The organism is Serratia sp. YWN4 (assembly GCF_055790845.1).
In genome coordinates this window covers 2,885,709-2,908,888 of record NZ_CM147696.1, presented here as the reverse complement: position 1 = coordinate 2,908,888, position 23,180 = coordinate 2,885,709, and the positions used below count along the sequence as shown (strand labels likewise).

The following is a 23,180-nucleotide window of genomic DNA, read 5'->3' as shown; positions in this document are numbered from 1 at the left end:
CGCAGGATTTAACGGTTTTTGCGGCTGCGGAACGTCACCGCCAGGCGGGCAGGTTGTTCAGCGGTAGCAACCAGCGGTGTAGTCACACGCCCGGTTTCTACACACACCATGGTTTTATAACCTTCATCCGGCATATCTACCATTTTGGCGGACAGCTCGGCACCTGGGTTCCAGGCAATGACATCGCTCATATGCTGGTGATCGATTTCAATGGTGCGTTGTAACACCGGATCGTTGATCAGGCTGCTGGTTGCTGGCTGGGTAAAGACGCGGTCGGTCTGGCCGACAAATACCAGTTCCCCCACCTGACGAGCTTCGGTGATATGGGCCACTTTATCGATATAGTGTTCACCGAGGCCAGCAATGCTGACGCGGGCGATATCGCCGATCTCAAAATACGTGTGCAGTGCGGCAGTTGCCTGATAGTCACCACGAGATTCCAGTTCGATCTCACACTCTTCACCCAACTTGAAACGGGCGATTAGCGTAAAGGCATGAGGCCACTGTGCACGTGTCTGTGCGTTATCTTGCAACGTGAAGGTCAGGATCACTCCGTTTTCATCTTCATCATGGGCAGTCAGGGTCCACGGCTGATTGCGTGCGAAACCATGGGAGGGTGTACCTGCCGTGCCGAACCAGGGCCAGCAAATTGGAACGCCGCCACGGATCGCGATGCCTTCTTTGAACGGGGTATTGTCGCTTAGCCAGATCACCGGCCGATCGCCGTTGGGTTGCCAGGCTAGCAAATGTGCACCCTGCAAAGTAATGGCAGCACGTACTTTAGGGTGGGTAACTACCACGACCGGCAGTTCATCCAACTGTCGTTGGCTGATAAAGGGAGTGATTTGTTCGGTAACGGGTAGGGTGAAGATTTTTTCGTACACGTAAATTGCCTTCTTTTCGCCGCAAAAAACCAGTAAAAAGGGCGACAATAATGTCGCCCTCGTCATCAACTGCACATCATGCCATATTATTTGGAGATGTGAGAGATCAGATCCAGTACTTTGTTGGAATAACCGGTTTCGTTATCGTACCAAGAAACCAGTTTCACAAAGGTGTCGCTCAGAGCAATACCGGCTTTCGCATCGAATACGGAAGTCAGTTTTTCGCCGTTGAAATCGGTAGAAACCACTTCGTCTTCGGTATAACCCAGCACGCCTTTCAGCTCGCCTTCAGAAGCGGCTTTGATAGCAGCACAGATTTCTTTGTAAGAAGCGGGTTTTGCCAGACGAGCAGTCAGGTCAACCACAGACACGTTCGGAGTAGGAACGCGGAACGCCATACCGGTCAGTTTGCCGTTCAGTTCTGGGATGACTTTACCTACTGCTTTAGCAGCACCGGTAGAAGAAGGGATGATGTTCTGGGCTGCGCCGCGGCCGCCGCGCCAGTCTTTATGAGACGGGCCATCAACGGTTTTCTGAGTTGCGGTAGTGGCATGAACCGTGGTCATCAGCGCTTCAACGATGCCGAACTTGTCGTTGATCACTTTAGCCAGTGGTGCCAGGCAGTTGGTGGTGCAAGAAGCGTTAGAAACGATTTCTTGGCCAGCGTAAGATTTGTGGTTCACGCCCATAACAAACATCGGGGTGTCATCTTTAGATGGGCCAGTCAGAACCACTTTCTTCGCGCCTGCAGCGATATGTTTACGCGCAGTTTCGTCGGTCAGGAACAAACCAGTGGCTTCAGCAACGACGTCAACGTTGACTTCGTTCCATTTCAGGTTAGCCGGATCTCTTTCTGAGGTACAACGGATGGTTTTACCGTTAACAACCAGGTGGCCGTCTTTAACTTCTACAGTACCGTTGAAACGGCCATGGGTAGAGTCGTACTTCAGCATGTAAGCCATGTACTCTGCGTCTAACAGATCGTTGATTGCAACGATTTCGATGTCAGAACGTTCCTGAGCAGCACGGAAAACAATGCGACCGATACGGCCAAAACCGTTGATACCTACTTTGATAGTCATATATTCCACCAGCTATTTGTTAGTGAATAAAAGGTTGGTTGTAAAATTACAAAAACCTTACCCAGCGTCAAGCGGAATCGTGTCAATTCTTGCGGCAAATCAAACCACAGAACCGGTTTTGCACGCTTATTGCACATTCCATTCACGTTTACCCTCACAAAGATATGGGGGCAAACTGCTAAGTATAAAGTCCGTACGTGCAATATATGTGATATTGATCACATATGGCTGCGGCGTAACCTTTATGCCGTACAGTTTAGGCCAAAAAGGCCAGCAGCGTTGTTAATTTTTTGTTATTATTACCCATTGTTTTCGTTGATATTATCCACATTTCCGGGAATCGCACAAATGGCTAAAGAGACAACCCCTAACCAACCAGCCACGGAACTGAATGAAATCCAACGCTATGTGACACAGGAACGTGGCACAGAAGCACCTTATTCCGGCAAGTTGCTGCACAACAAGCGTGAAGGGGTATACCACTGCCTGTGCTGTAATGCACCGTTGTTCTACTCCGATAGCAAGTATGATTCTGGCTGCGGATGGCCCAGTTTCTACCAACCGGTTTCGGATGATGCCATTCTTTATCTTGATGATAACTCGCATAATATGCATCGGGTCGAGATCCGTTGTGGTCATTGCGATGCGCATCTGGGGCATGTGTTCCCAGACGGTCCGCAACCAACGGGTGAGCGTTACTGTGTTAACTCTGCTTCATTGAGTTTCACCGACGGCGAGAATGGTGAGAAAACGGCGGGTTAAGTAGTAAATCGATCAACAAAATCGATTCAGCTAATTATTCATCTTTGAGTGAGGAAACGCATAGATGGAAGTGAAAGATCTGATTGCAGCCATGACGCCAGAAATTTACCAGCGCTTGATGCAGGCGGTGGAGTTGGGTAAATGGCCAGACGGTGTTGCCCTGACGCCGGAGCAGAAAGAGAATAGCCTGCAAGCAGTGATGCTATGGCAGTCGATGCACAATGCCGATCCGCAACATATGAGCATTGGTACCGATGGGCAGATTGTGATGAAAAGCAAACAGGAGTTGAAGCAGCAGTTCGCTGCCGAGCCTCTGATCAAACTGAAACCGCAATAACTTCTCGAGTAGGGCGATGCTGGCATCGCCCTGGCTGCTTTACTTTCTAGCGTAATGAAATTTCAGTTAACGTCTGGGCCAGATGGTGATTATTGTCGACACCGTAATTCCCAGAACATCGCCCCGCCTAATTAACGTTGAATAAACTGTGACAGTGTCACTAATTGCGCACCGGCCTGCTGCATTGCTAACAGCGCCTGTTGGCTATCTTGCGGTTGCAGATTGACGCCGCGGCATCCTTCCGTGATCACCAGGGTTTGATAGCCCAGATGCAGAGCGTCCAGCACGCTGAATTTCACACAGTAATCCGTCGCCAATCCCATCACGGCAAGATGCGTAACCCCCTGAGATTTCAACCAGCTATCGAGAGCTGTTTGCGTGCGGTGGCCGTTATCAAAGAACGCGCTGTAGCTGTCGATGTCCGGGTTTTCACCTTTGCGAAACACGGCGGTCAGCGCTTGCTGCCGGAGTTGCGGATGAAATGCGGCTCCTGGGGTTCCTTGAACGCAGTGGACTGGCCACCAGACCTGCGGCAAACCTTCGAGTTCACCGAACGTGCCGACGGTGGCATGAGAATTCACCGCAAAGCTGCGGTGATTGGCTGGGTGCCAATCCTGGCTGGCAATCACCATTTCATGTCGAGCCAGGCAGGCCTCGATGGCCTGATTAGCAATAGCGATGGTTTGATCGCCTTCGGCCACCGCCAGTGCGCCACCGGGGCAAAAATCGTTTTGCAAATCAATCAACAGCAGGGCAGTTTTCATTTCAACTCCGAGATGGGTTAACCCGCAGCGCTCAGTTCGCCACGCAGATCCTGTTGCATCTGGCTGCGGATATCTTCTGGCGTCAGCGGTTGGCTCAGCAGGTAATGCAGTTTGGTCAGGGCAGCTTCTACCGTCATATCAAAGCCGCTGATAACGCCAGCATGGGCCAGGGCATTACCGGTGGCATATCCCCCCATGTTGACCCGGCCTGAGATGCACTGAGTCAGGTTAACCACTACGATGCCACGCGCAGAGGCGTCGCGCAATTCATCCACCAGCTCCGCTTTTTGTGGCGCATTGCCGACCCCGTAGGAGCGCAAAATCAGAGCTTTTACCGGTTGCAGCAAGAAGTTACGCACTACCGCCCCGGAAATCCCCGGATAGATGGTGACCACACCGATCGGCTGCGGCGTAATGTTATGTACTTTCAACTCACCATTACACACCGGTGATGCGATGCCGGTTTGGCGGCGGATATGGATCCCAGCTTCCAATAACGGCGGCAGATTTGGTGAAGCGAAGGCGTCAAAACCATCGGCATGGGCTTTAGTCGTGCGATTGCCACGAAACAGTTTGTTGTTGAAGAACAGGCTGACTTCATTGACCGGATGATTGGCGGCCAGATACAGCGCATTCAGCAGGTTGGTCTGGCCGTCGGAACGGAGTTCTGCCAGCGGAATCTGTGACCCTGTCACAATAACCGGCTTGTCCAGGTTCTCCAACATGAACGACAGCGCCGAGGCGGTAAAAGCCATGGTATCGGTGCCGTGCAGGATGACGAAGCCGTCATATTGGTCGTAATGCTGTTTAATATCATCGGCAATATGTTGCCAGTCTTCTGGTGTCATATCGGAAGAATCGATCAGCGGTGCATATTCATGGATAGTGAAATCTGGCATTTCCGGGCGATGGAATTCGGGCATCAGTGACAGTTGGTGTTGCAGGTGGCCAGAAACCGGGATATAGCCGTGCTCGGAACGTTGCATCCCGATCGTCCCACCGGTATAGGCGACGTAAATGGATTTCTTGTGCATAGCATCAGTCTTAATAGCTTTCAGATGAGCTGAATTATAGGGGGAAAAAGCCCGGCGGATGCCGGGCCAGAGATTAATGCGCTAACGGACTTCTCCGCAGGTCAGGCAGAGAGCATAACGGTGCTGCGGATCGTTCAGATTATTAAACAGACCCGGTTGATCTTTCACCGCCAAAGCGACGGAAGCCAACGGAGCGGGCAGTATCGACTGGATGGCGGCGGGTAACATCGCATGGATGGAAACACCAAATTGGCTGAGGATCATATCCGCCAAACTTGGGTTATCCACGAACCAGTTAAGCTGCCACTGCGGCAATTTGGCCAACTCGGCGGCTTTCTTCACTGCATCGTCAAAGTCACCCAATTGGTCAACCAGGCCATTTTTCTTGGCATCATTGCCAATCCAGACGTGACCCTGAGCGATCTGATCAACCTGTTCTGGCGTCATTTTTCGTGCTTTAGCCACTAGGTTGATAAAGTTCTTATAACCATTCTCGATGTTCAACTGCATCATTTGCGAGAACTCGGCGGGCAATGCCTTGGTAACGGCCAGATCGGCCAACGGTGAGGTGGCTACCCCATCGGTATGCACACCAATGCTGTCTAGCGTGTTCTCAAAGGTGTTGATGATGCCAAAGATGCCGATGGAACCGGTGAGGGTGCTCGGGCTGGCGATGATGTAATCCGCTGGTGTTGAAACCCAGTAACCACCGGAAGCAGCCATGCCACCCATGGAGACGACCACCGGTTTCCCTACCGCCCGCACGGCTGCCAGCTCGGAACGGATCACCTCAGAGGCGGTCACGCTGCCGCCGGGGCTGTTCACACGGAATACCACCGCCTTGATTTTGGGATCCAGACGCGCCTGCCGCAGTTGCGTTGCGGTGCTATCACCGCCCACGGTTCCTGGCGTTTGCTGGCCATCCATGATGGCTCCGTTAGCGAAGATGACGGCGATTTCACCACCTTGCTCCGGCGCTGATTTTGGTTGGTAATCGTAGATGCTGATCGCGTTGAAATTATTGGTTTGCTTATCCCAGCCGAAGATCTTGACCAGTTGTTCTTCAATCACTGTGCGGGACGCCAGCTCATCAACCTGTTTACTGTCGAGCGCAAACTTGGCCGTATCGCCTCCTGCGGCTTGCAGGCCACTGAGGATCGCCGCTGCCCCTGGGAACAGTTGTTCCGGCGTCAGTTGGCGGTTGGCCGCCACGGTATTCAGGTAGTTCTGCCACAGGCCACCCACCCAGCGGCTATCGGCTTCGCGGGCTTCTGGCGACATATCGTTGCGGATCAGCGGTTCCACGGCGGATTTATAGGTGCCGACCCGGAAAATATTGGTCGTGACCTTCAGCGTTTCCAGCAAGGACTTGTAATACAGGCCGTTGGTCGCAAAACCGTGAAGATCTACCACCCCTTGTGGTGACAGATAGATTTTATTGGCATAGCTGGCCAGATAATATTGCGTCTGATTGTAGCTGTCGCCAATCGCAAAGATCGGTTTGCCGCTGTCACGGAATTCGCGCAGCGCTTTGCCAATATATTGCAGAGAAGGCTGGTCGGCGCCGGTGAAGTCATTCAACTGCAACACCATCCCGGTAATGTTTTGATCGTCTTTGGCCTTGCGAATCATCTCCACCAGGTCAAACAGCGAATTTTCCTGTAGACGACTGCTGGAGGTTCCCAGCAGTTCACGGCCCCATTGGCGAACGCGGCTGTTCATCGATGGCTGATCAACCACGACGCCGCTGAGGTTCACTAGCAGCGCGCCACGTGGTGTTTCCACCGGAGTGGTACTGCTTTGGAAAGAAAGATAGATACCGACCCCAACCAGGATCAGCAGAATCAAGAATAAGTTCAGGATAAATTCCCTGATAAAATTCAGCAGACGCCACGTCCACCTGAAAATACCGGCAATGAATCGCCACAATGTGCACATGTGCTCTCCAACAAGAGTCGAGAATGTTCCGCTATCCTAATGAGCGGCCGAAGAAATGTCAGCTTTAAATCGTGAGTCATATACAGTATTGCAGAGGCTGTAACTCCCTGTGGAGCTATGTTAACGTGATCCAAATGAAAATTGTTATCAGGAGTTTACAATGGATGCACTGGATCTTTTACTGAATCGCCGTTCGGCGTCACGGCTGGTGGCCCCTGCGCCAACGGGCGAAGTGCGTCAGAATATCATCAATGCCGGGTTACGCGCGCCCGATCATGGTGCGTTACAGCCATGGCGGTTTGTGCTGATCGAGAATCAGGGTCTGGAGCGTTTCAGTGCCTTGTTACAGGCGGCGGCAAAGCACGATGAGCTTGATGAAGCTGCCGTGGAAAAAGCGAAACAGGCGCCATTTCGCGCCCCGTTGATTATTACCGTGGTGGCGCATTGCAGTGAAAATCCGAAAGTACCCCGTTGGGAACAGGTGATTTCTGCCGGTTGTGCCGTGCAGGCGATGCAGATGGCGGCATTGGCACAAGGGTTCAATGGCATCTGGCGCACCGGTGCCTGGACGGAGCATCCGCTGGTGCGTGAGGCCTTTGCCTGCCGTGAGCAGGATGAGATCGTGGGTTTCCTTTATCTCGGTACTCCACAGTTAAAAGCAACCACCAAAGTGGTGCCCCCAGACAGTGCTACTTTCGTCCGCTATTTCTGATCCTGCTCGCAGGTTTTTAGCAGAAAATGCGCGATATCCCGCAGTTTTGTACTGTTTCTGAGCAGGCTAACGGCATAATGCCAGCCTGCTCTTACCAATCCCCCCGGCAAGCGTTACCCTATACCCCATTGTGATATTCTGAAGCTCGTTACCCAAAGGGAGTGGACTTATGGCATCGTCGGTCATCCGTTTAACCCAGTACAGCCATGGCGCTGGCTGTGGCTGTAAAATCTCACCGAAAGTTCTCGAAACGATACTGCATAGCGAACAGGAAAAGTTTGTTGATCCGCGTTTGCTGGTGGGTAATGAAACTCGTGATGATGCGGCGGTGTATGACATTGGTAATGGCGTTGGCATTATCAGCACCACGGATTTCTTTATGCCGATTGTCGATAATCCGTTTGATTTTGGTCGCATTGCGGCCACCAATGCCATCAGCGATGTGTATGCGATGGGCGGTAAGCCGATCATGGCGATTGCGATTCTGGGCTGGCCGATTGCTGCGCTGCCAGCGGAAGTAGCGCAACAGGTGATTGACGGCGGGCGTTATGCCTGCCAGCAGGCGGGCATCGCTTTGGCCGGGGGCCATTCGATCGACGCGCCTGAACCGATCTTCGGCTTGGCGGTAACCGGCATTGTCAGCACCGAGCGGGTGAAGAAAAACAGTGCGGCGAAGGCAGGAGCGAAATTGTTCCTGACCAAACCATTGGGCATTGGCGTGCTGACCACGGCCGAGAAGAAAAGCAAACTGCGGCCAGAGCACCAAGGGCTGGCAACGCAGGTGATGTGCCAGTTGAATAAACCCGGTGCGGACTTTGCCGATGTGGCGGGCGTGACGGCGATGACCGATGTGACCGGTTTTGGTTTACTGGGGCACCTTAGCGAAATGTGCCAGGGTTCTGAATTGCAGGCGACGGTGTGGTTCGAGCAGGTGCCGAAACTCCCTGACATCGAACGCTATATCAGCGAAGGTTGCGTGCCCGGCGGAACCGGCCGTAACTTCGACAGCTATGGTCATCTGGTCGGTGCTATGAGTGATTTGCAGCGCCAGCTATTGTGCGATCCGCAGACTTCTGGTGGTTTGCTGCTGGCGGTATTGCCGGAGGCTGAGGCCGAGGTGCAGGCGATTGCCGCACGTCATGGCATCACGCTGAAGGCCATTGGTGAATTGCACGCCGCTCAGCCGGGTAAACCGCTGATTGAGGTTGTCTAGTGTTAACCGTGCAAACTCGGCTGGATACCGACGATTATCGACGCATTTTTCTGCAAGATGTGCCACTGATTGATGTGCGTGCGCCAATAGAATTTGGGCAAGGAGCATTCCCTTCAGCCATTAATCTGCCGTTGATGAACGACAGCGAACGCCAGGTGGTGGGAACCTGTTACAAGCAGCACGGCCAGCAGGCGGCGCTTGATCTTGGGCATCAACTGGTTAATGGTCAACTGCGCGAGCAACGCACTCAAGCCTGGATCGCGCAATGTGCCCGGCAGCCGCAGGGGTATATTTATTGTTTCCGCGGTGGGTTGCGCTCACAACTGGTGCAGCAATGGCTACGGGAAGCCGGGGTGGATTATCCGCGCGTTCGCGGTGGCTATAAGGCGCTGCGTACTTTCCTGCTGGAGACTCTGGAATCCTGCTCTGCATTGCCGATGGTGGTCGTGGGTGGCAATACCGGTTGCGGTAAAACGCTGCTGATCAATGAACTGATAGCGGGCATTGATCTGGAAGGTGTAGCGCATCATCGCGGATCGTCTTTTGGCCGGACGTTGGTGGAACAGCATACGCAGATTGATTTTGAGAATCATTTGGCCGTACTGATGTTGAAAAAACAGCATAACGGTTGCCGCCATTGGGTGCTGGAAGATGAAAGCCGGATTATTGGCTCAAACAATCTACCGTTGGCGTTGTTTAACGGTATGCAGCAAGCGCCTCTGGTGGTGATCGACGATCCGTTTGAGGTACGTTTGGCCCGCCTACAGGCTGAATACATCGATCAGATGCGCATTACCTTTGAGCACGCGTATGGTGAACAGGAAGGCTGGCAAAAATATGCTGAATATTTGCACCATGGCCTGTTTGCCATTCGCCGCCGCCTGGGGCTGGAACGTTTCCAGCAGTTGACGCAATGGCTGGATCAGGCGTTGCAGTTGCAGCAATCCCATGGCAACAGCGATGCTCACCAACAGTGGCTGGTGCCGTTGTTGCAACACTATTACGATCCGATGTATCGCTATCAGTTAGAGAAGAAAACCCAGCGGATGATCTTCCGTGGTAACTATGCTGAAGTGAGAGAGTTTTTGATGACGTACAGCCAGAATAACGGTGAATAATGCGCCTGTTTATTGCCGAAAAACCGAGTTTGGCTCGCGCCATTGCCGATGTGTTACCTAAACCCCACCGCCGGGGTGATGGGTTTATTGCCTGTGGCAGCAACGATGTGGTGACCTGGTGTGTCGGCCACTTATTGGAGCAGGCGCAGCCGGATGCTTACGACAGCCGTTATGCGCGTTGGTCGCTGGCGGATTTGCCGATTATCCCCCAGAAGTGGCTGTTGCAGCCGCGGCCTTCGGTCAGCAAGCAGTTAAATGCGATAAAAAGACTGCTGACGGAGGCGGACGAAGTGGTTCATGCCGGTGACCCGGATCGCGAAGGGCAATTACTGGTTGATGAGGTGCTGGATTACCTGGCACTGTCACCAGAAAAGCGCCAGCGCGTGCGCCGCTGTTTGATCAACGATCTTAACCCGCAGGCGGTGGAGCGGGCTATCGAGCGGCTGCGTGATAACCGCGATTTTATCCCGCTGTGCGTTTCTGCGCTGGCGCGTGCGCGTGCCGACTGGCTGTATGGCATCAACATGACCCGTGCTTATACCCTGTTAGGGCGCAATGCGGGTTATGACGGGGTGTTATCGGTCGGGCGGGTACAAACGCCGGTGTTGGGGCTGGTAGTGCGGCGTGACGAAGAGATTGAAAACTTCGTGCCGAAAGACTTTTTCGAAGTAAAAGCGCATATCGTTACGCCAAAAGAGGAGCGCTTTGTCGCCCTATGGCAACCGAGCGATTCCTGTGAGCCTTATCAGGATGAAGAAGGGCGCTTGCTGCATCGGCCGCTGGCCGAGCACGTAGTCAAACGTATTGAGGGCCAGCCCGCTCTGGTGACCTCCTATAATGATAAACGGGAATCAGATACTGCCCCATTGCCGTTTTCCCTTTCCACGCTGCAAATTGAAGCGGCCAAGCGTTTTAACCTCAGCGCCCAGCAGGTGCTGGATATCTGCCAGCGCCTGTATGAAACCCATAAGCTGATTACCTACCCGCGTTCCGACAGCCGCTATCTGCCAGAGGAGCATTTTGCCGGGCGTCATGCGGTGTTGAATGCCATCAGCGTGCATCAGCCCGCTCTCTATCCGCAACCGGTGATCGACAGCGAGCGCCGTAACCGCTGTTGGGACGATAAAAAGGTGGATGCGCACCACGCGATCATTCCAACCGCCCGCGCCAGCAAAGCTAGCCTGAGCCAAGACGAACTGAACGTTTATGGCCTGGTGGCTCGTCAGTATCTGATGCAGTTCTGCCCGGATGCGATGTTCCGTAAATGTGTGATCGAGCTGGATATCGCCGGTGGCAAGTTTATCGCCAAGGCGCGTTTCCTGGCGGAGGCAGGGTGGCGCACTCTGTTGGGCAGCAAGGAGCGCGATGAAGAAAACGAAGGAGCGCCATTGCCGGTAGTCGCCAAAGATGATGAGCTGTTGTGCGAACGTGGCGAAGTGGTTGAACGCCAGACTCAGCCACCGCGGCCGTTCACCGATGCCAGCCTGCTTTCCGCCATGACCGGGATTGCGCGCTTTGTGCAGGACAAAGCCTTAAAGAAAATCCTGCGTGCGACCGATGGTTTAGGCACGGAAGCAACGCGGGCGGGCATTATTGAATTACTGTTCAAACGGGCCTTTCTCTACAAGAAAGGGCGCTATATCCATTCCAGTGAAACCGGTCGGGCGTTGATTCATTCTTTGCCGGACTTGGCGGCACGGCCTGATATGACGGCGCAATGGGAATCCACTCTAACGCAGATCAGTGAGAAATCCTGCCGCTATCAGGACTTTATGCAACCGCTGGAAGGAACCTTGCAGGAACTGATTTACCAGGCTAAACAAAGCCGGGCCAGCATGGCGTTTCGTGGCTTGCCGCCATCGCCTGCTGCTGCCGGGGCAAAAAAACGCAAGAAAAGTGCCCCGAAGGCACAGGTAAAGAGTGAGTAAATCACCAGTGATGCGAGTGTGGAGGGTTTTCTGAAAACAGGGGCTCTGGTAGCCCCTGTGTACTAGGTGGGTAAAGCGGCGATATAGCTCTCCAGCAGCGGGATATCCGCCGGGGCCAGAGGATAACCACGTGCCTGCTGCGGCGTTACCCAGGCAAACGCCGAATGGCAGCGCTTTTGCAATTCACCGCTGAATGTCTCGATCCGCCAGGCATGTAAACGGATGATTCTTTCGCTTTGCTGCCACTGCGTGCTGGCAACATAACTCCCTACGCTGGTCGTAATGCCCAACTCTTCTAGCAGTTCGCGAGCAAGAGCCTGTGGCTGTTGTTCATTGAGTTCGACCTTACCACCGGGAAACTCCCACAGGCCCGCCTGATCGCTGCTGCTATCGCGCTGAGCGAGTAAAATTTTGCCGTCTTTTTCAATAATGGCGGCGACCACGTCGATGATTTTCATGCGGATTATCGGTAAAGCCCCGTTATCACAACGGGGCGGGGAATTAAATTACAGTGAAAACTCAGCCCAGACTGGCGCATGATCTGAAGGTTTTTCCATGCCACGGATCTGATAATCAATCCCCGTCGCCTTGCAGCGCGCCGCCAACGGTGTGCTGGCCAGCAACAGATCGATACGTAACCCACGGTTTTCATCAAAACCGCGTGAACGGTAATCAAACCATGAGAATTCATCGTCGCGCTCGGGGTTGGCGTGACGATAGGTATCCACCAGGCCCCAGTCCAACAGACGTTCCATCCATTCACGCTCTTCCGGCAGGAAAGAACATTTACCGGTGCGCAGCCAGCGCTTACGGCTATCCTCACCGATACCGATATCAAAATCGCTTGGGCTGATGTTCATATCACCCATGATCAATACCGGGGATTCGGCAGAAAGCTGTTGCTCCAAGTAGCTTTGCAGATCCTGGTAGAAACGGGTTTTGGCTGGGAATTTGATCGGGTGGTCGCGGCTTTCACCCTGCGGGAAATAGCCGTTAATCACCGTCAGCGTTCCCTGTGGGGTCGCCAGATCGGCCATGATGATGCGGCGTTGGGCATCTTCTTCGTCGGTAGGGAAACCACGGCGCACGGCAAGCGGTTTATCTTTGGTCAGCAGAGCAACACCGTAGTGGCCTTTTTGCCCATGATAGAACACGTGATAACCATGCTGGCTCACTTCTTCCAGCGGGAACATATCGTCGTGAACTTTTGTTTCCTGTAGGCCGATCACATCAGGCTGATGCTGTTCAATGATGGCGGCCAGTTGATGCGGACGTGCGCGCAGTCCATTGATATTAAAAGAGACAAACTTCATGAGCGGTGCCGTTTTGATCAGAAAAAATGTGTTCAGATAGTAGCAGAATTTGGCCAGAAAAGTAACGCGGACCAGCGGCGGATGGCCGCTGGTAGAGAGGGATTATTTTGCCCAACGGTCGTAATTTTTAGCCTGATAATTGTCGAGTTGCTGTAACAGTGTCTGCGCTGAATCACTGATATGCAGGGTGTTGAGGTAATCTTGGCGCATGAAGCCCTGATCGGCGACCTGCTGCAAGAAGCTGCTCAATGGACGGTAAAAATCGTTCACGTTCAGCAGCCCGACCGGCTTGTTGTGATAACCGATCTGCCCCCAGGTCCAGATTTCGAACAGTTCTTCCAGGGTGCCAATACCGCCTGGCAGGGCAATAAACCCGTCAGCCAGCTCGGCCATACGCGCTTTGCGGGTATGCATATCAGGCACCACTTCCAGCTTGGTCAAGCCGCGATGGGCGGTTTCGGCTTCCACCAAACGTTCAGGTATCACCCCAACGACCTCTCCACAGGCTTCCAGTACCGCATCGGCGACAATGCCCATCAGCCCTTTTTTACCACCGCCATAGACCAAACGCCGCCCCTGAGTGGCAATTGCGTGGCCCAGATTGCGCGCATTTTCAGCATAGGCCGGGTTAATACCTTCGCTGGCACCACAAAAAACGCAGATATTGTTACGCATGCACAGTTCCTTACTGCATTAAAGAAGCCAGTGGTATAGCGAATTGTGGGCGGGAGTTCAAGTGGGGGATACATTGGTTGGATCGACTTAAGCGCTGAGTGGGAAGGATTACCGCGCTGAAGCGCGTTGTCTCGCTGCGCTCGACTCGAACCTTGGTCGAAGTTTCTCATCCTTCCCCTGTGCGGAGAAACATGAATATACGAGGTTGATGGTGGCTTTGTGCGATATATTAAGGATGGTGGTGGGGGAAGGATTCGAACCTTCGAAGTCTGTGACGGCAGATTTACAGTCTGCTCCCTTTGGCCGCTCGGGAACCCCACCACTGGCCTTGCTTGCGAAACGTCTGTCTCGGTAAGCGGGGCGCATCATATCAAATGAAGCGCTCGTGTAAAGCATTGAAATGCAGAAAATGAATCGTTTGCCGTTTTTTTATTCTTGGCGGTGTTTCCGTGAACGAAAGACACCGCTTTCTTGCACAACTACAGGATCACCGTGCGGTTGCCGTACACGAACACCCTTTGTGCCAGCACACGATACAAAGCCCGGCTGAGAACGTTTTTCTCCACATCGCGCCCGGCACGCATCATATCTTCTGCGGAATAGGTGTGATCGACATGAATAACATCCTGCATGATGATTGGGCCTTCATCCAGGCTATCGTTCACGTAGTGCGCCGTGGCGCCGATAATCTTCACGCCGCGCTCATACGCCTGATGGTAAGGGCGTGCGCCGATAAAGGCGGGCAGGAACGAATGGTGAATATTAATCACCTGGTTTGGGTAGTGCTGGACGAATTCCGGCGTCAGAACGCGCATATACTTGGCCAGCACCACATAGTCAGGCAGGTACTGATCGATCTGCGCAGCCATTTTCTGATCGTGCTGTTCACGCGTCAGGCCTTCATGGCTCACCAGATGGAAAGGAATATCAAAGCGCTCTACCAGCGTTTGCAACGTGGTGTGGTTGCCAATAACGGCGGCGATTTCAACATCTAATCCGCCGTAAGCGCTTTTCATCAGCAGATCGCCCAGGCAGTGTGCTTCTTTGGTGACCAGTACCACGATACGGCGGCGGCCTGCGCTGTGCAGTTCACGCACGGAACCCTGAGGCAATGCACCGTCCAAATCCGCCAACAGCGTGGCATCATTGAAAATCCCTTCCAATTCGGTACGCATAAAGAAGCGGCCGGTCAGGTGATCCACAAATTCATTGTTCTGAACGATATTCAGCTCATGTTTGTAACAGATGTTGGTGATCTTGGCGATCAGCCCTTTGGCGTCAGGGCAGATAGTGCGTAGAATTTTTCTTTGTACATTTTGGTGTGGCATAAGTATGTGGATCCTGTCTGATACTTAACTCGCAGGCTCATTGCCCGCAGCACTTTTTGTATTTTTTGCCTGAACCGCAGGGGCAAGTGTCGTTTCGACCCGTTTGGGGTTTGATTCCATCGATATAGTACCAGCGTTGCCCAAGGCGAAGAAAGCGCGAACGTTCATGTATTGCACGGTGCTTTGCCGCGCCATCGCTGAAACGGGCAACAAACTCGACATAACCTTCGTCGGCGTTGTTACCCGCATGTTCTTCAACCACCGTCAGCCCAAGCCATGCGGTATCGTTGAAGCTATTGATAATCGCGTTACGCGACTCTTCCGCCCGGCAATCCGGGTGCCAGGTCGCAACCAGATAATCTGCGCAGTGTTTTACATAGGCGGTATAGCGCGAGCGCATCAGTTTGCCCGGTGTAGGGGCAAGTTGGTCATCATGAATAAAAGGTTCACAACAAAGGCTATACTCCAACCCGCTACCACAAGGGCATAATTCAGTCACCATAACGCCTCAAAAGCTAAAATAAATTTAGTGTATATGTTACCTAACATTATTCGTCAGTGACAATGTACCCTAGGTTTAAGGGTTGAATTCATTCAGCGAGCACAGGACGGCAAGTCATGCGGAAAATCAAAATCGGGCTGGCATTGGGTGCCGGTGCTGCGAAAGGCTGGGCACACATTGGGGTGATCAATGCGTTACGGAAACGGGGGATCGAAATTGATATCGTTGCGGGCTGTTCGGTAGGGGCGTTAGTGGGCGCGGCGTTTGCCAGCCATCGCTTGCCAGCAATGGAGCACTGGGTGCGTTCATTCAGTTACTGGGATGTGATCCGGCTGATGGATCTTACCTGGCAGCGTGGCGGTTTGTTGCGTGGTGAACGCGTCTTCAATGCGGTCGGCCAACTGCTGAAAATTGATGATTTTGCCGATTGTGCGCTCAAGTTTGGTGCAGTTACCACCAATCTCAGCACTGGTCGCGAACTGTGGATGACCAAAGGGGATATCCAGCAGGCAATTCGTGCTTCCTGTAGTATGCCGGGCTTGCTGGCTCCTGTATGGTTTGAAGGCTATTGGCTGGTGGACGGTGCATTAGTCAATCCGGTACCGATCTCGCTGACTCGTGCGATGGGCGCAGATATTGTTATTGCGGTGGATTTACAACATGATGCGCATCTGATGCAACAGGATTTGTTCTCGGTGCACAATACAAATGAAGACACAAATAGTGAAGATGTGAATAATGTAGTGATAGGTAATTGGCGTGGGCGTTTGCGGGAGCGTATCAATAAAGTGATGTTAAAAAAGCCTAATTTTACGCCGACCGCCATGGAGATTATGAGTACGTCCATTCAGATGCTGGAAAATCGGGTGAAACGCACTCGTATGGCCAGCGATCCTCCGGATGTTCTGATACAACCGTATTGCCCCCAGATATCCACACTGGATTTTCATCGCGCCAGCGAGGCGATTGAAGCTGGCCGGTTGGCCGTCGAAAAACAGATAGATATCTTGGCACCATTGATAAAAAATAAATAATTACCGGTTCTTAGGGTGGAATTATGCTGTCAGGGAGACTTTCGGCAGGCACAAGTGACCATTATGAGCCACTATTACATCATGAAAAGGGAAGAGGCTCGGCCGATGGTATTACCACTGACAAACAAGCGCATCTTAATTGTTGAGGACGAACAGGTGTTTCGTTCGGTGCTTGTTGGCTATTTGAAGTCGTTGGGCGCGCAAACCAGTGAAGCGGTCAATGGTTTGTTAGCGCTGAGCGCGGTTGAAGAAGTGAAGCCTGACTTAATCCTGTGCGATCTGGCGATGCCGGAGATGAACGGCATTGAGTTCGTCGAGCACCTGCGCCTAAAAGGGGTACAAATCCCGGTATTGGTGATTTCGGCCACCGATAAAATGACGGATATCGCCAAAGTATTGCGGTTGGGCGTGCAGGATGTACTGTTAAAACCGCTGACTGACCTGAACCGTTTACGTGAGGCGATACTGGCTTGCTTGTATCCTAATATGTTTACCTCACCGGCCATTGAAGAGGTGGAGTTATTTAAGGATTGGGATGCACTGAGCAAGAATCCCTCAGAGGCGGTGAGGTTGCTTAAGCAGTTACAGCCGCCAGTCCAGCAGACTATTGCGGGTTGTCGCATTAATTATCGTCAACTGACTGCGGCTGAAAGCCCTGGTTTGGTGCTGGATATTGCCGCATTGTCAGATAAGGACTTGGCTTTTTATTGTCTGGATGTGACGCGTGCTGGTGATAATGGTGTATTGGCTGCTTTGTTATTGCGCGCACTATTCAATGGATTGTTGCAAGATCATTTAGCGAATCAACAGCATCGTCTGCCGCAAATGTCAGCACTGTTAAAACAAGTTAATCAATTATTGCGCCAAGGAAAGCTTGAAGGGCAATTCCCGCTGTTGATTGGTTATTATCACGCCGAATATAAAAACCTGATCCTTGTTTCGGCCGGTTTGCATGCCACGGTGAATACCGGGGATAATCAAATCCAGTTAAGTACCGGTATACCTCTAGGCACGTTGGGGGCGACCTATCTGAATCAGATCAGCCAACGCTGTGAGGCCTGGCAGTGCCAAATGTGGGGCAGCGGTGGCCGCTTACGTTTAATGCTCAGTGCTGAATAAAACATCAATAGTCACTTATCCTGTTACATTCTGCTATTAAAAACGCCTATTTAACCTCAGAATTTCACTGCTAGGTAATAGTCTTAAATCTTTACTATTTGTTTTTGGGGTAATACTCAGCGGGTTTAAGCTGGTATACTTCGAGGGTTTTTTTGTATAGCAGAAAAAGTTCATAATTTGAGCTCGTATTATGGAGAGGAAATAATGCCTGCTTTAGATCGTAAAGTTCGCAAAGCGGTTATCCCTGTAGCAGGTTTAGGAACTCGGATGTTGCCAGCAACTAAAGCTATTCCGAAAGAAATGCTGCCATTGGTTGATAAACCGTTGATTCAGTATGTGGTGAATGAATGCGTTGCTGCAGGAATCAACGAAATCGTTTTGGTGACTCATTCCTCTAAGAATTCTATTGAAAACCATTTTGATACCAGTTTCGAACTGGAAGCGATGCTGGAAAAACGTGTAAAACGCCAACTGCTGGATGAGGTTCAATCCATTTGCCCAAAAGGCGTCACGGTGATGCAGGTGCGCCAAGGGATTGCCAAAGGGCTTGGCCATGCGATCATGTGTGCTTATCCATTGGTGGGTGATGAGCCGGTTGCCGTTGTGCTGCCTGATGTGATCCTCGATGAATACCGTGCCGATCTGCTGCAGGACAACCTGCATGAAATGCTGCAACGTTTTGAACAAACCGGTATCAGCCAAATTATGGTTGAACCGGTGCAGCATAAAGATGTCGGAAACTACGGCATTGTCGATTGCCAGGGGGCAGCACTGCAACCGGGCGAAAGCGCGCCCATGGTGAGCGTGGTTGAGAAACCTTCTCCAGATGAAGCGCCGTCTGATCTGGCGATTGTGGGGCGCTATGTGCTTTCTGCCGATATCTGGGCACTGCTGGCTAAGACACCACCGGGGGCAGGTGATGAAATTCAACTCACCGACGCGATTGATATGCTGATGCAGACAGAATGTGTTGAAGCCTATCACTTGAAAGGGGTGAGCCACGACTGCGGTAATAAATTGGGTTATATGCAGGCTTTCGTTGAGTATGGCCTGCGCCATGCCAGCCTAGGGCAAGAATTCTCGCTGTGGCTGAAACATTTGGTGAACGGCGCACAGAAATAATTTCATAGCTTATTGTCTTAATTTTTAAAAACTAGGATTTTCCAATGAAAGTAACAGTTTTTGGTATTGGTTATGTTGGCTTGGTACAGGCTGCTGTGTTGGCCGAAGTTGGCCATGATGTGATGTGTATTGATGTAGACGCCAAAAAGGTCGAGAACCTTAAAAATGGGAATATCCCTATTTTTGAGCCGGGCCTGACGCCACTGGTGCAACAGAATTACGAAGCCGGGCGCTTGCATTTTACCACCGATGCGCAAGCCGGTGTTGCCCACGGTACTATTCAGTTTATCGCGGTGGGAACGCCGCCAGATGAAGACGGCTCTGCCGATCTCAAATACGTGACCGCAGTGGCACGCACTATTGCTGAATACATGACCGATCCAAAAATCGTGATTGATAAATCTACAGTGCCAGTGGGTACCGCAGATAAAGTGCGTGAAGTGATGACCGAGACGCTGCGCAAACGCGGCAGTTCCATTACGTTCGATGTGGTCTCCAACCCGGAATTTCTTAAAGAAGGGGCGGCGGTGGCTGACTGCATGCGCCCTGAACGTATTGTTCTGGGTACGGATAACAAAGAGGTTATCGAATCTCTGCGCGAGCTGTATGAGCCGTTCAACCGCAATCACGATCGCATGATTCTGATGGATATCCGCAGTGCGGAACTGACCAAGTATGCAGCAAACTGTATGCTGGCGACTAAAATCAGCTTTATGAACGAAATTTCCAATCTGGCAGAAATGTTGGGTGCCGACATCGAGAAAGTACGCCAGGGTATCGGCTCTGATTCTCGCATTGGCTATCACTTTATTTATCCAGGCTGCGGCTACGGGGGTTCCTGTTTCCCGAAAGATGTTCAGGCGCTGATTCGCACGGCAGAGCACATTGGTTATCAGCCGAAGATATTGCAGGCGGTAGAACAGGTAAACTCCCAACAGAAATATAAGCTGACTGAATTTATCAAGCGTCACTTTGGTCACGACGTAAAAGGGAAAACTTTTGCGCTATGGGGCTTGGCTTTTAAACCTAATACTGATGATATGCGCGAGGCATCCAGCCGGGTGCTGATGGAAACTTTGTGGGAGTTGGGTGCTTCTGTACAGGCCTACGATCCAGAAGCGATGACCGAAGCACAGCGTATCTACGGCCAACGTGCTGACTTGAAGCTGATGGGCACTAAAGAAGCCGCATTACAGGATGCCGACGCCTTGGTTATTTGCACTGAATGGCAGAATTTCCGTGCACCAGATTTTGACGTGATGAAAAAGGCGTTGAAACAGCCAGTGATTTTCGATGGGCGTAACTTATTCGACCCAGAACGTTTGCAGGCGCGCGGTTTTACTTACTATGGTATCGGGCGCGGTGCGTCGATTAAGCCGGTTATTTAAGAGGTGAGCATGAAATTCCTGGTTACAGGCGCTGCAGGTTTTATTGGGTATCACGTAATAGAGCGTTTGTTAGCCGCTGGGCATCAGGTTGTCGGTATCGACAACCTGAATGATTATTATGATGTCAGCCTGAAACAGGCGCGGCTTGATTTGTTGGCTGATAAACCCGCATTTCAATTTATCAGGCTTGATTTAGCCGATCGCAGCGGTATTGCCGGGCTTTTTGTTGCGCACCAGTTTGAACGGGTCATTCATCTTGGTGCTCAGGCCGGGGTGCGTTATTCGTTGGATAATCCCCTGGCTTATGCTGATTCAAACCTGATTGGTCATTTGAACATCCTTGAAGGGTGTCGGCATAATAAGGTGGGGCATTTAGTCTATGCTTCATCCAGTTCGGTATATGGCCTTAATCGCAAGTTACCATTTTCGACGGAAGATTCGGTGGATCATCCCATATCCTTGTATGCGGCGACCAAAAAAGCCAATGAACTGATGTCCCATAGTTATTCGCATTTATATGGGCTTCCTACTACTGGCTTACGTTTCTTCACCGTATATGGCCCTTGGGGGCGTCCGGATATGGCCCTGTTTAAATTCACTAAAGCGATATTGGCGGGTGAAAGTATTGATGTATATAACCACGGCGAAATGCATCGTGATTTTACTTACATTGATGATATTACCGAGGCGGTTGTGCGTTTACAGGCCATCGTTCCGCAACCTAATGCCAATTGGACGGTTGAACAAGGTTCGCCAGCGACCAGCTCTGCGCCGTATCATGTTTATAATATCGGCAATAGCAGCCCTGTGAAGCTCATGGAATATATTCATGCCTTGGAAGAGGCATTAGGTATCACAGCACTGAAAAATATGCTGCCGATGCAACTTGGTGACGTTATGGATACCAGTGCGGATACTGACGAACTTTACCAGACTATCGGATTTAAGCCCGAAATCAGCGTTGAAGAGGGTGTTAAGCGTTTTGTTGCATGGTATAAAGCGTTTTATAAAGTTCAGTAAATGAACACCAATCAGGTAAATAAAGAGGCTTCGGCCTCTTTTTTCGTTTGGTCGTAGAGTGTTGATTACGCCTTGCAGTGAAAGTTAGAGGGAAGGGTTATTGAAAAGCAAAAAGCTCCCATCGGGAGCTTTTTGAGTTAGCTAAAGCCGTTATTACAGCAAGAAATCGTCTAAAGATTTCCCTTGCTCTTCGATAGCTTTTTTAATCACTGCCGGAGTACGGCCCTGGCCGGTCCAGGTTTTCATTTCGCCGTTTTCATCTTTATATTGGTATTTAGCTGGACGTGCTGCGCGTTTTGCTTTGCCTGCGGCTTTAGTGGCAGCCATCGTTTGCAGCAATTCGTTTGGATCAATGCCATCAGCAATCAGCATTTCGCGATATTGTTGCAATTTGCGAGTACGTTCTTCAATTTCAGCTTGAGCTTGGCTGTCTTCATCGCGACGCTCGTTAACAACAACTTCCAATTTCTCAAGCATCTCTTCCAGCGTTTCCAGGCTGCATTCTCTAGCTTGTGCACGTAGAGTACGGATGTTGTTCAAAATCTTTAATGCTTCGCTCATTGTTCTAGTCTCAAATTATATTGGTGGGGGGGCGTTTGGATAATAATAGAGTGCTCTTTTCTTTTCTGCAATAGCCAAATTGAAAGAGATCCTAAATTTACCTTTAAAAAAACCGTTATATGAGAACTGTCTTGCTAATAGCACCTGATAATCTAACTATTACTCTACATGTTGCTAAGCTAAATTTTCAACCGGCGCTGTATGCTCATCGAGCTAAAAGGCATTTCATCGGGCAGTTATAATTGCGCTCTATACAAGATGAGGATGAATTCTATGGGCTTAATCACTGTCGTAAGAGGCAGGCAGTGTAAACAAAAGGGGGGTTAGGTAAGGATAACGTTAGAAATGTCATATCATGTGAGATTGCAATTAACCCCTGGGTAATTGGTGATAAGGTTTTTAATAGCGCTGCCTTATGCCTGTAAGCCTGCACTTTGCGGGCCTATGCATGATAATTGGCTCATCATTAATGAGTTTAGTTAATCATTAGTAATAATTAAATTGTGATGGGCCGAGAGGTGCATTCTGTAAATAGATGTAAAAACGGGCAAGGTTTGCAGCAAAAAGCTTCATTTGAGAACTTGCCTATTACATGCTCTGATAATGACTCGGTGTCAGGCTGAGTCTGACAAAGGGATATGTTACACTGGCCATCGAATCTTTAACTGAATATTTCTTATACCACTGGAGTCGCGGGCCATGGCTCAGCTTTATTTTTATTACTCTGCTATGAATGCAGGAAAATCTACCGCGCTATTACAATCTTCATATAATTATCAAGAACGTGGTATGCGGACCTTGGTGTTTACGGCTGAAATCGATCACCGCTTTGGCGTGGGCAAAGTCAGTTCCCGAATAGGGCTGTCGTCGCAAGCACAGCTCTATAATAATGGAACTCAACTGTATGCCATGATTAACCAGGAACATCAGCAGCAGCCCGTACACTGCGTTCTGGTTGATGAAAGCCAATTCCTGACTAAAGGGCAGGTTGAAGATCTGTGTGAGGTGGTGGATCAATTAGATATTCCGGTGTTGTGTTACGGCTTGCGTACGGACTTTCTCGGTGAGCTGTTTATCGGCAGCCACTATTTGCTGGCTTGGGCTGACAAACTGGTCGAGCTGAAAACCATCTGCCACTGTGGCCGCAAAGCCAATATGGTGCTTCGTTTGGGCGAAAACGGTAAAGCGCTGCATGCTGGCGAGCAGGTGGTTATTGGAGGCAATGAAAGTTATGTGTCCGTATGCCGCAAACATTACAAAGAAGCGATCAAGACATAGGAATAACCTTATCACAGCGGCCAGCAGCGGGTTGCTGTGAGGTTTGAAGATGATGTCTGTAGGACGGG

The 23,180-nt window shown here is 51.1% G+C and carries 23 protein-coding genes, 1 tRNA gene and 1 other RNA gene; 12 read left to right on the top strand and 13 right to left on the bottom strand.

From position 1 onward, the window contains the following. Positions 1-8: 8 nt before the first annotated feature. Complete coding sequence (locus ACX9GT_RS13825) at positions 9-884, bottom strand: D-hexose-6-phosphate mutarotase (protein ID WP_473187335.1); 876 nt, start codon at positions 882-884, stop codon at positions 9-11. An 86-nt stretch (positions 885-970) separates the two neighbouring features. Beyond that, positions 971-1,966 (bottom strand): glyceraldehyde-3-phosphate dehydrogenase, encoded by a 996-nt coding sequence (gene gapA / locus ACX9GT_RS13820; protein ID WP_473187334.1) that lies wholly within the window; start codon positions 1,964-1,966, stop codon positions 971-973. 348 nt (positions 1,967-2,314) lie between these two features. Between gapA and msrB the strand changes: the two genes are divergently transcribed. Beyond that, positions 2,315-2,728 (top strand): peptide-methionine (R)-S-oxide reductase MsrB, encoded by a 414-nt coding sequence (gene msrB / locus ACX9GT_RS13815; RefSeq protein ID WP_473187333.1) that lies wholly within the window; start codon positions 2,315-2,317, stop codon positions 2,726-2,728. A 64-nt stretch (positions 2,729-2,792) separates the two neighbouring features. Then, positions 2,793-3,065, top strand: coding sequence for a YeaC family protein (locus ACX9GT_RS13810; RefSeq protein WP_473187332.1), 273 nt, complete (start codon positions 2,793-2,795; stop codon positions 3,063-3,065). A gap of 131 nt (positions 3,066-3,196) precedes the next feature. Here the strand turns inward: ACX9GT_RS13810 and pncA are convergent, their stop codons facing one another. From pncA to sppA, 3 genes are all read right to left on the bottom strand, one after another. After that, positions 3,197-3,829 carry a bifunctional nicotinamidase/pyrazinamidase gene (gene pncA, locus ACX9GT_RS13805; protein WP_473187331.1) on the bottom strand — a complete coding sequence of 211 codons (633 nt, stop codon included), beginning with the start codon at positions 3,827-3,829 and terminating at the stop codon, positions 3,197-3,199. A 17-nt stretch (positions 3,830-3,846) separates the two neighbouring features. Further along, positions 3,847-4,863 (bottom strand): asparaginase, encoded by a 1,017-nt coding sequence (gene ansA / locus ACX9GT_RS13800; RefSeq protein WP_459402542.1) that lies wholly within the window; start codon positions 4,861-4,863, stop codon positions 3,847-3,849. Between the two features lie 81 nt (positions 4,864-4,944). Continuing rightward, the gene (gene sppA / locus ACX9GT_RS13795) at positions 4,945-6,801 is read right to left on the bottom strand and encodes a signal peptide peptidase SppA (RefSeq protein WP_473187330.1); all 1,857 of its coding nucleotides are present in this window, start codon (positions 6,799-6,801) and stop codon (positions 4,945-4,947) included. 160 nt (positions 6,802-6,961) lie between these two features. Here sppA and ACX9GT_RS13790 point away from each other — a divergent pair, with 160 nt between their 5' ends. The 4 genes from ACX9GT_RS13790 to ACX9GT_RS13775 all read left to right on the top strand — a co-directional run bounded on the left by ACX9GT_RS13790 (position 6,962) and on the right by ACX9GT_RS13775 (position 11,772). Then, complete coding sequence (locus ACX9GT_RS13790) at positions 6,962-7,513, top strand: NAD(P)H nitroreductase (RefSeq protein WP_473187329.1); 552 nt, start codon at positions 6,962-6,964, stop codon at positions 7,511-7,513. A gap of 169 nt (positions 7,514-7,682) precedes the next feature. Next, positions 7,683-8,726, top strand: coding sequence for a selenide, water dikinase SelD (gene selD / locus ACX9GT_RS13785; protein ID WP_473187328.1), 1,044 nt, complete (start codon positions 7,683-7,685; stop codon positions 8,724-8,726). Continuing rightward, a complete protein-coding gene (mnmH, locus tag ACX9GT_RS13780; RefSeq protein WP_473187327.1) occupies positions 8,726-9,844 on the top strand; it encodes a tRNA 2-selenouridine(34) synthase MnmH in 1,119 nt (372 codons plus the stop codon). The genes selD and mnmH overlap by 1 nt, the downstream gene beginning before the upstream one ends. After that, on the top strand, positions 9,844-11,772 hold the full coding sequence (locus ACX9GT_RS13775; protein ID WP_473187326.1) for a DNA topoisomerase III: 1,929 nt from the start codon (positions 9,844-9,846) through the stop codon (positions 11,770-11,772). Before mnmH ends, ACX9GT_RS13775 begins: the two co-directional genes overlap by 1 nt. 62 nt (positions 11,773-11,834) lie before the next feature. Here ACX9GT_RS13775 and ACX9GT_RS13770 read toward each other — a convergent pair whose 3' ends face one another. The 7 genes from ACX9GT_RS13770 to ACX9GT_RS13740 form a co-directional block, all read right to left on the bottom strand. After that, a complete protein-coding gene (locus tag ACX9GT_RS13770; RefSeq protein WP_473187325.1) occupies positions 11,835-12,230 on the bottom strand; it encodes a pyrimidine (deoxy)nucleoside triphosphate diphosphatase in 396 nt (131 codons plus the stop codon). A gap of 48 nt (positions 12,231-12,278) precedes the next feature. Beyond that, on the bottom strand, positions 12,279-13,085 hold the full coding sequence (gene xthA, locus ACX9GT_RS13765; protein WP_473187324.1) for an exodeoxyribonuclease III: 807 nt from the start codon (positions 13,083-13,085) through the stop codon (positions 12,279-12,281). A gap of 102 nt (positions 13,086-13,187) precedes the next feature. Continuing rightward, complete coding sequence (locus tag ACX9GT_RS13760) at positions 13,188-13,760, bottom strand: LOG family protein (RefSeq protein WP_473187323.1); 573 nt, start codon at positions 13,758-13,760, stop codon at positions 13,188-13,190. Between the two features lie 91 nt (positions 13,761-13,851). Then, positions 13,852-13,951: non-coding RNA, RtT sRNA (locus ACX9GT_RS13755), on the bottom strand. A 45-nt stretch (positions 13,952-13,996) separates the two neighbouring features. Then, positions 13,997-14,081 (bottom strand) — tRNA-Tyr (locus ACX9GT_RS13750). Between the two features lie 158 nt (positions 14,082-14,239). After that, positions 14,240-15,088 (bottom strand): formyltetrahydrofolate deformylase, encoded by an 849-nt coding sequence (gene purU / locus ACX9GT_RS13745; RefSeq protein WP_473187322.1) that lies wholly within the window; start codon positions 15,086-15,088, stop codon positions 14,240-14,242. Between the two features lie 37 nt (positions 15,089-15,125). After that, positions 15,126-15,587 carry a YchJ family protein gene (locus tag ACX9GT_RS13740; protein WP_473191585.1) on the bottom strand — a complete coding sequence of 154 codons (462 nt, stop codon included), beginning with the start codon at positions 15,585-15,587 and terminating at the stop codon, positions 15,126-15,128. Positions 15,588-15,706: 119 nt separating this feature from the next. On the opposite strand from ACX9GT_RS13740, the gene rssA reads away from it, so the two are divergent. From rssA to ACX9GT_RS13715, 5 genes are all read left to right on the top strand, one after another. After that, positions 15,707-16,624, top strand: coding sequence for a patatin-like phospholipase RssA (gene rssA / locus ACX9GT_RS13735; RefSeq protein WP_473187321.1), 918 nt, complete (start codon positions 15,707-15,709; stop codon positions 16,622-16,624). 105 nt (positions 16,625-16,729) lie between these two features. Continuing rightward, positions 16,730-17,743: a two-component system response regulator RssB gene (gene rssB, locus ACX9GT_RS13730; protein ID WP_473191584.1), complete on the top strand. Its 1,014-nt coding sequence runs from the start codon at positions 16,730-16,732 to the stop codon at positions 17,741-17,743. A 204-nt stretch (positions 17,744-17,947) separates the two neighbouring features. Continuing rightward, on the top strand, positions 17,948-18,865 hold the full coding sequence (galU, locus tag ACX9GT_RS13725; RefSeq protein ID WP_473187320.1) for a UTP--glucose-1-phosphate uridylyltransferase GalU: 918 nt from the start codon (positions 17,948-17,950) through the stop codon (positions 18,863-18,865). Between the two features lie 44 nt (positions 18,866-18,909). Next, positions 18,910-20,253 (top strand): UDP-glucose dehydrogenase family protein, encoded by a 1,344-nt coding sequence (locus ACX9GT_RS13720; RefSeq protein WP_473187319.1) that lies wholly within the window; start codon positions 18,910-18,912, stop codon positions 20,251-20,253. Positions 20,254-20,262: 9 nt separating this feature from the next. After that, positions 20,263-21,273, top strand: coding sequence for an NAD-dependent epimerase (locus ACX9GT_RS13715; protein WP_473187318.1), 1,011 nt, complete (start codon positions 20,263-20,265; stop codon positions 21,271-21,273). A 153-nt stretch (positions 21,274-21,426) separates the two neighbouring features. On the opposite strand, the gene hns is transcribed toward ACX9GT_RS13715, so the two are convergent. Continuing rightward, complete coding sequence (hns, locus tag ACX9GT_RS13710) at positions 21,427-21,834, bottom strand: histone-like nucleoid-structuring protein H-NS (RefSeq protein WP_473187317.1); 408 nt, start codon at positions 21,832-21,834, stop codon at positions 21,427-21,429. Between the two features lie 699 nt (positions 21,835-22,533). Between hns and ACX9GT_RS13705 the strand changes: the two genes are divergently transcribed. Continuing rightward, entirely contained in the window at positions 22,534-23,112 is a 579-nt protein-coding gene (locus tag ACX9GT_RS13705; RefSeq protein ID WP_473187316.1) for a thymidine kinase, read from the top strand. Positions 23,113-23,180: the final 68 nt, after the last annotated feature.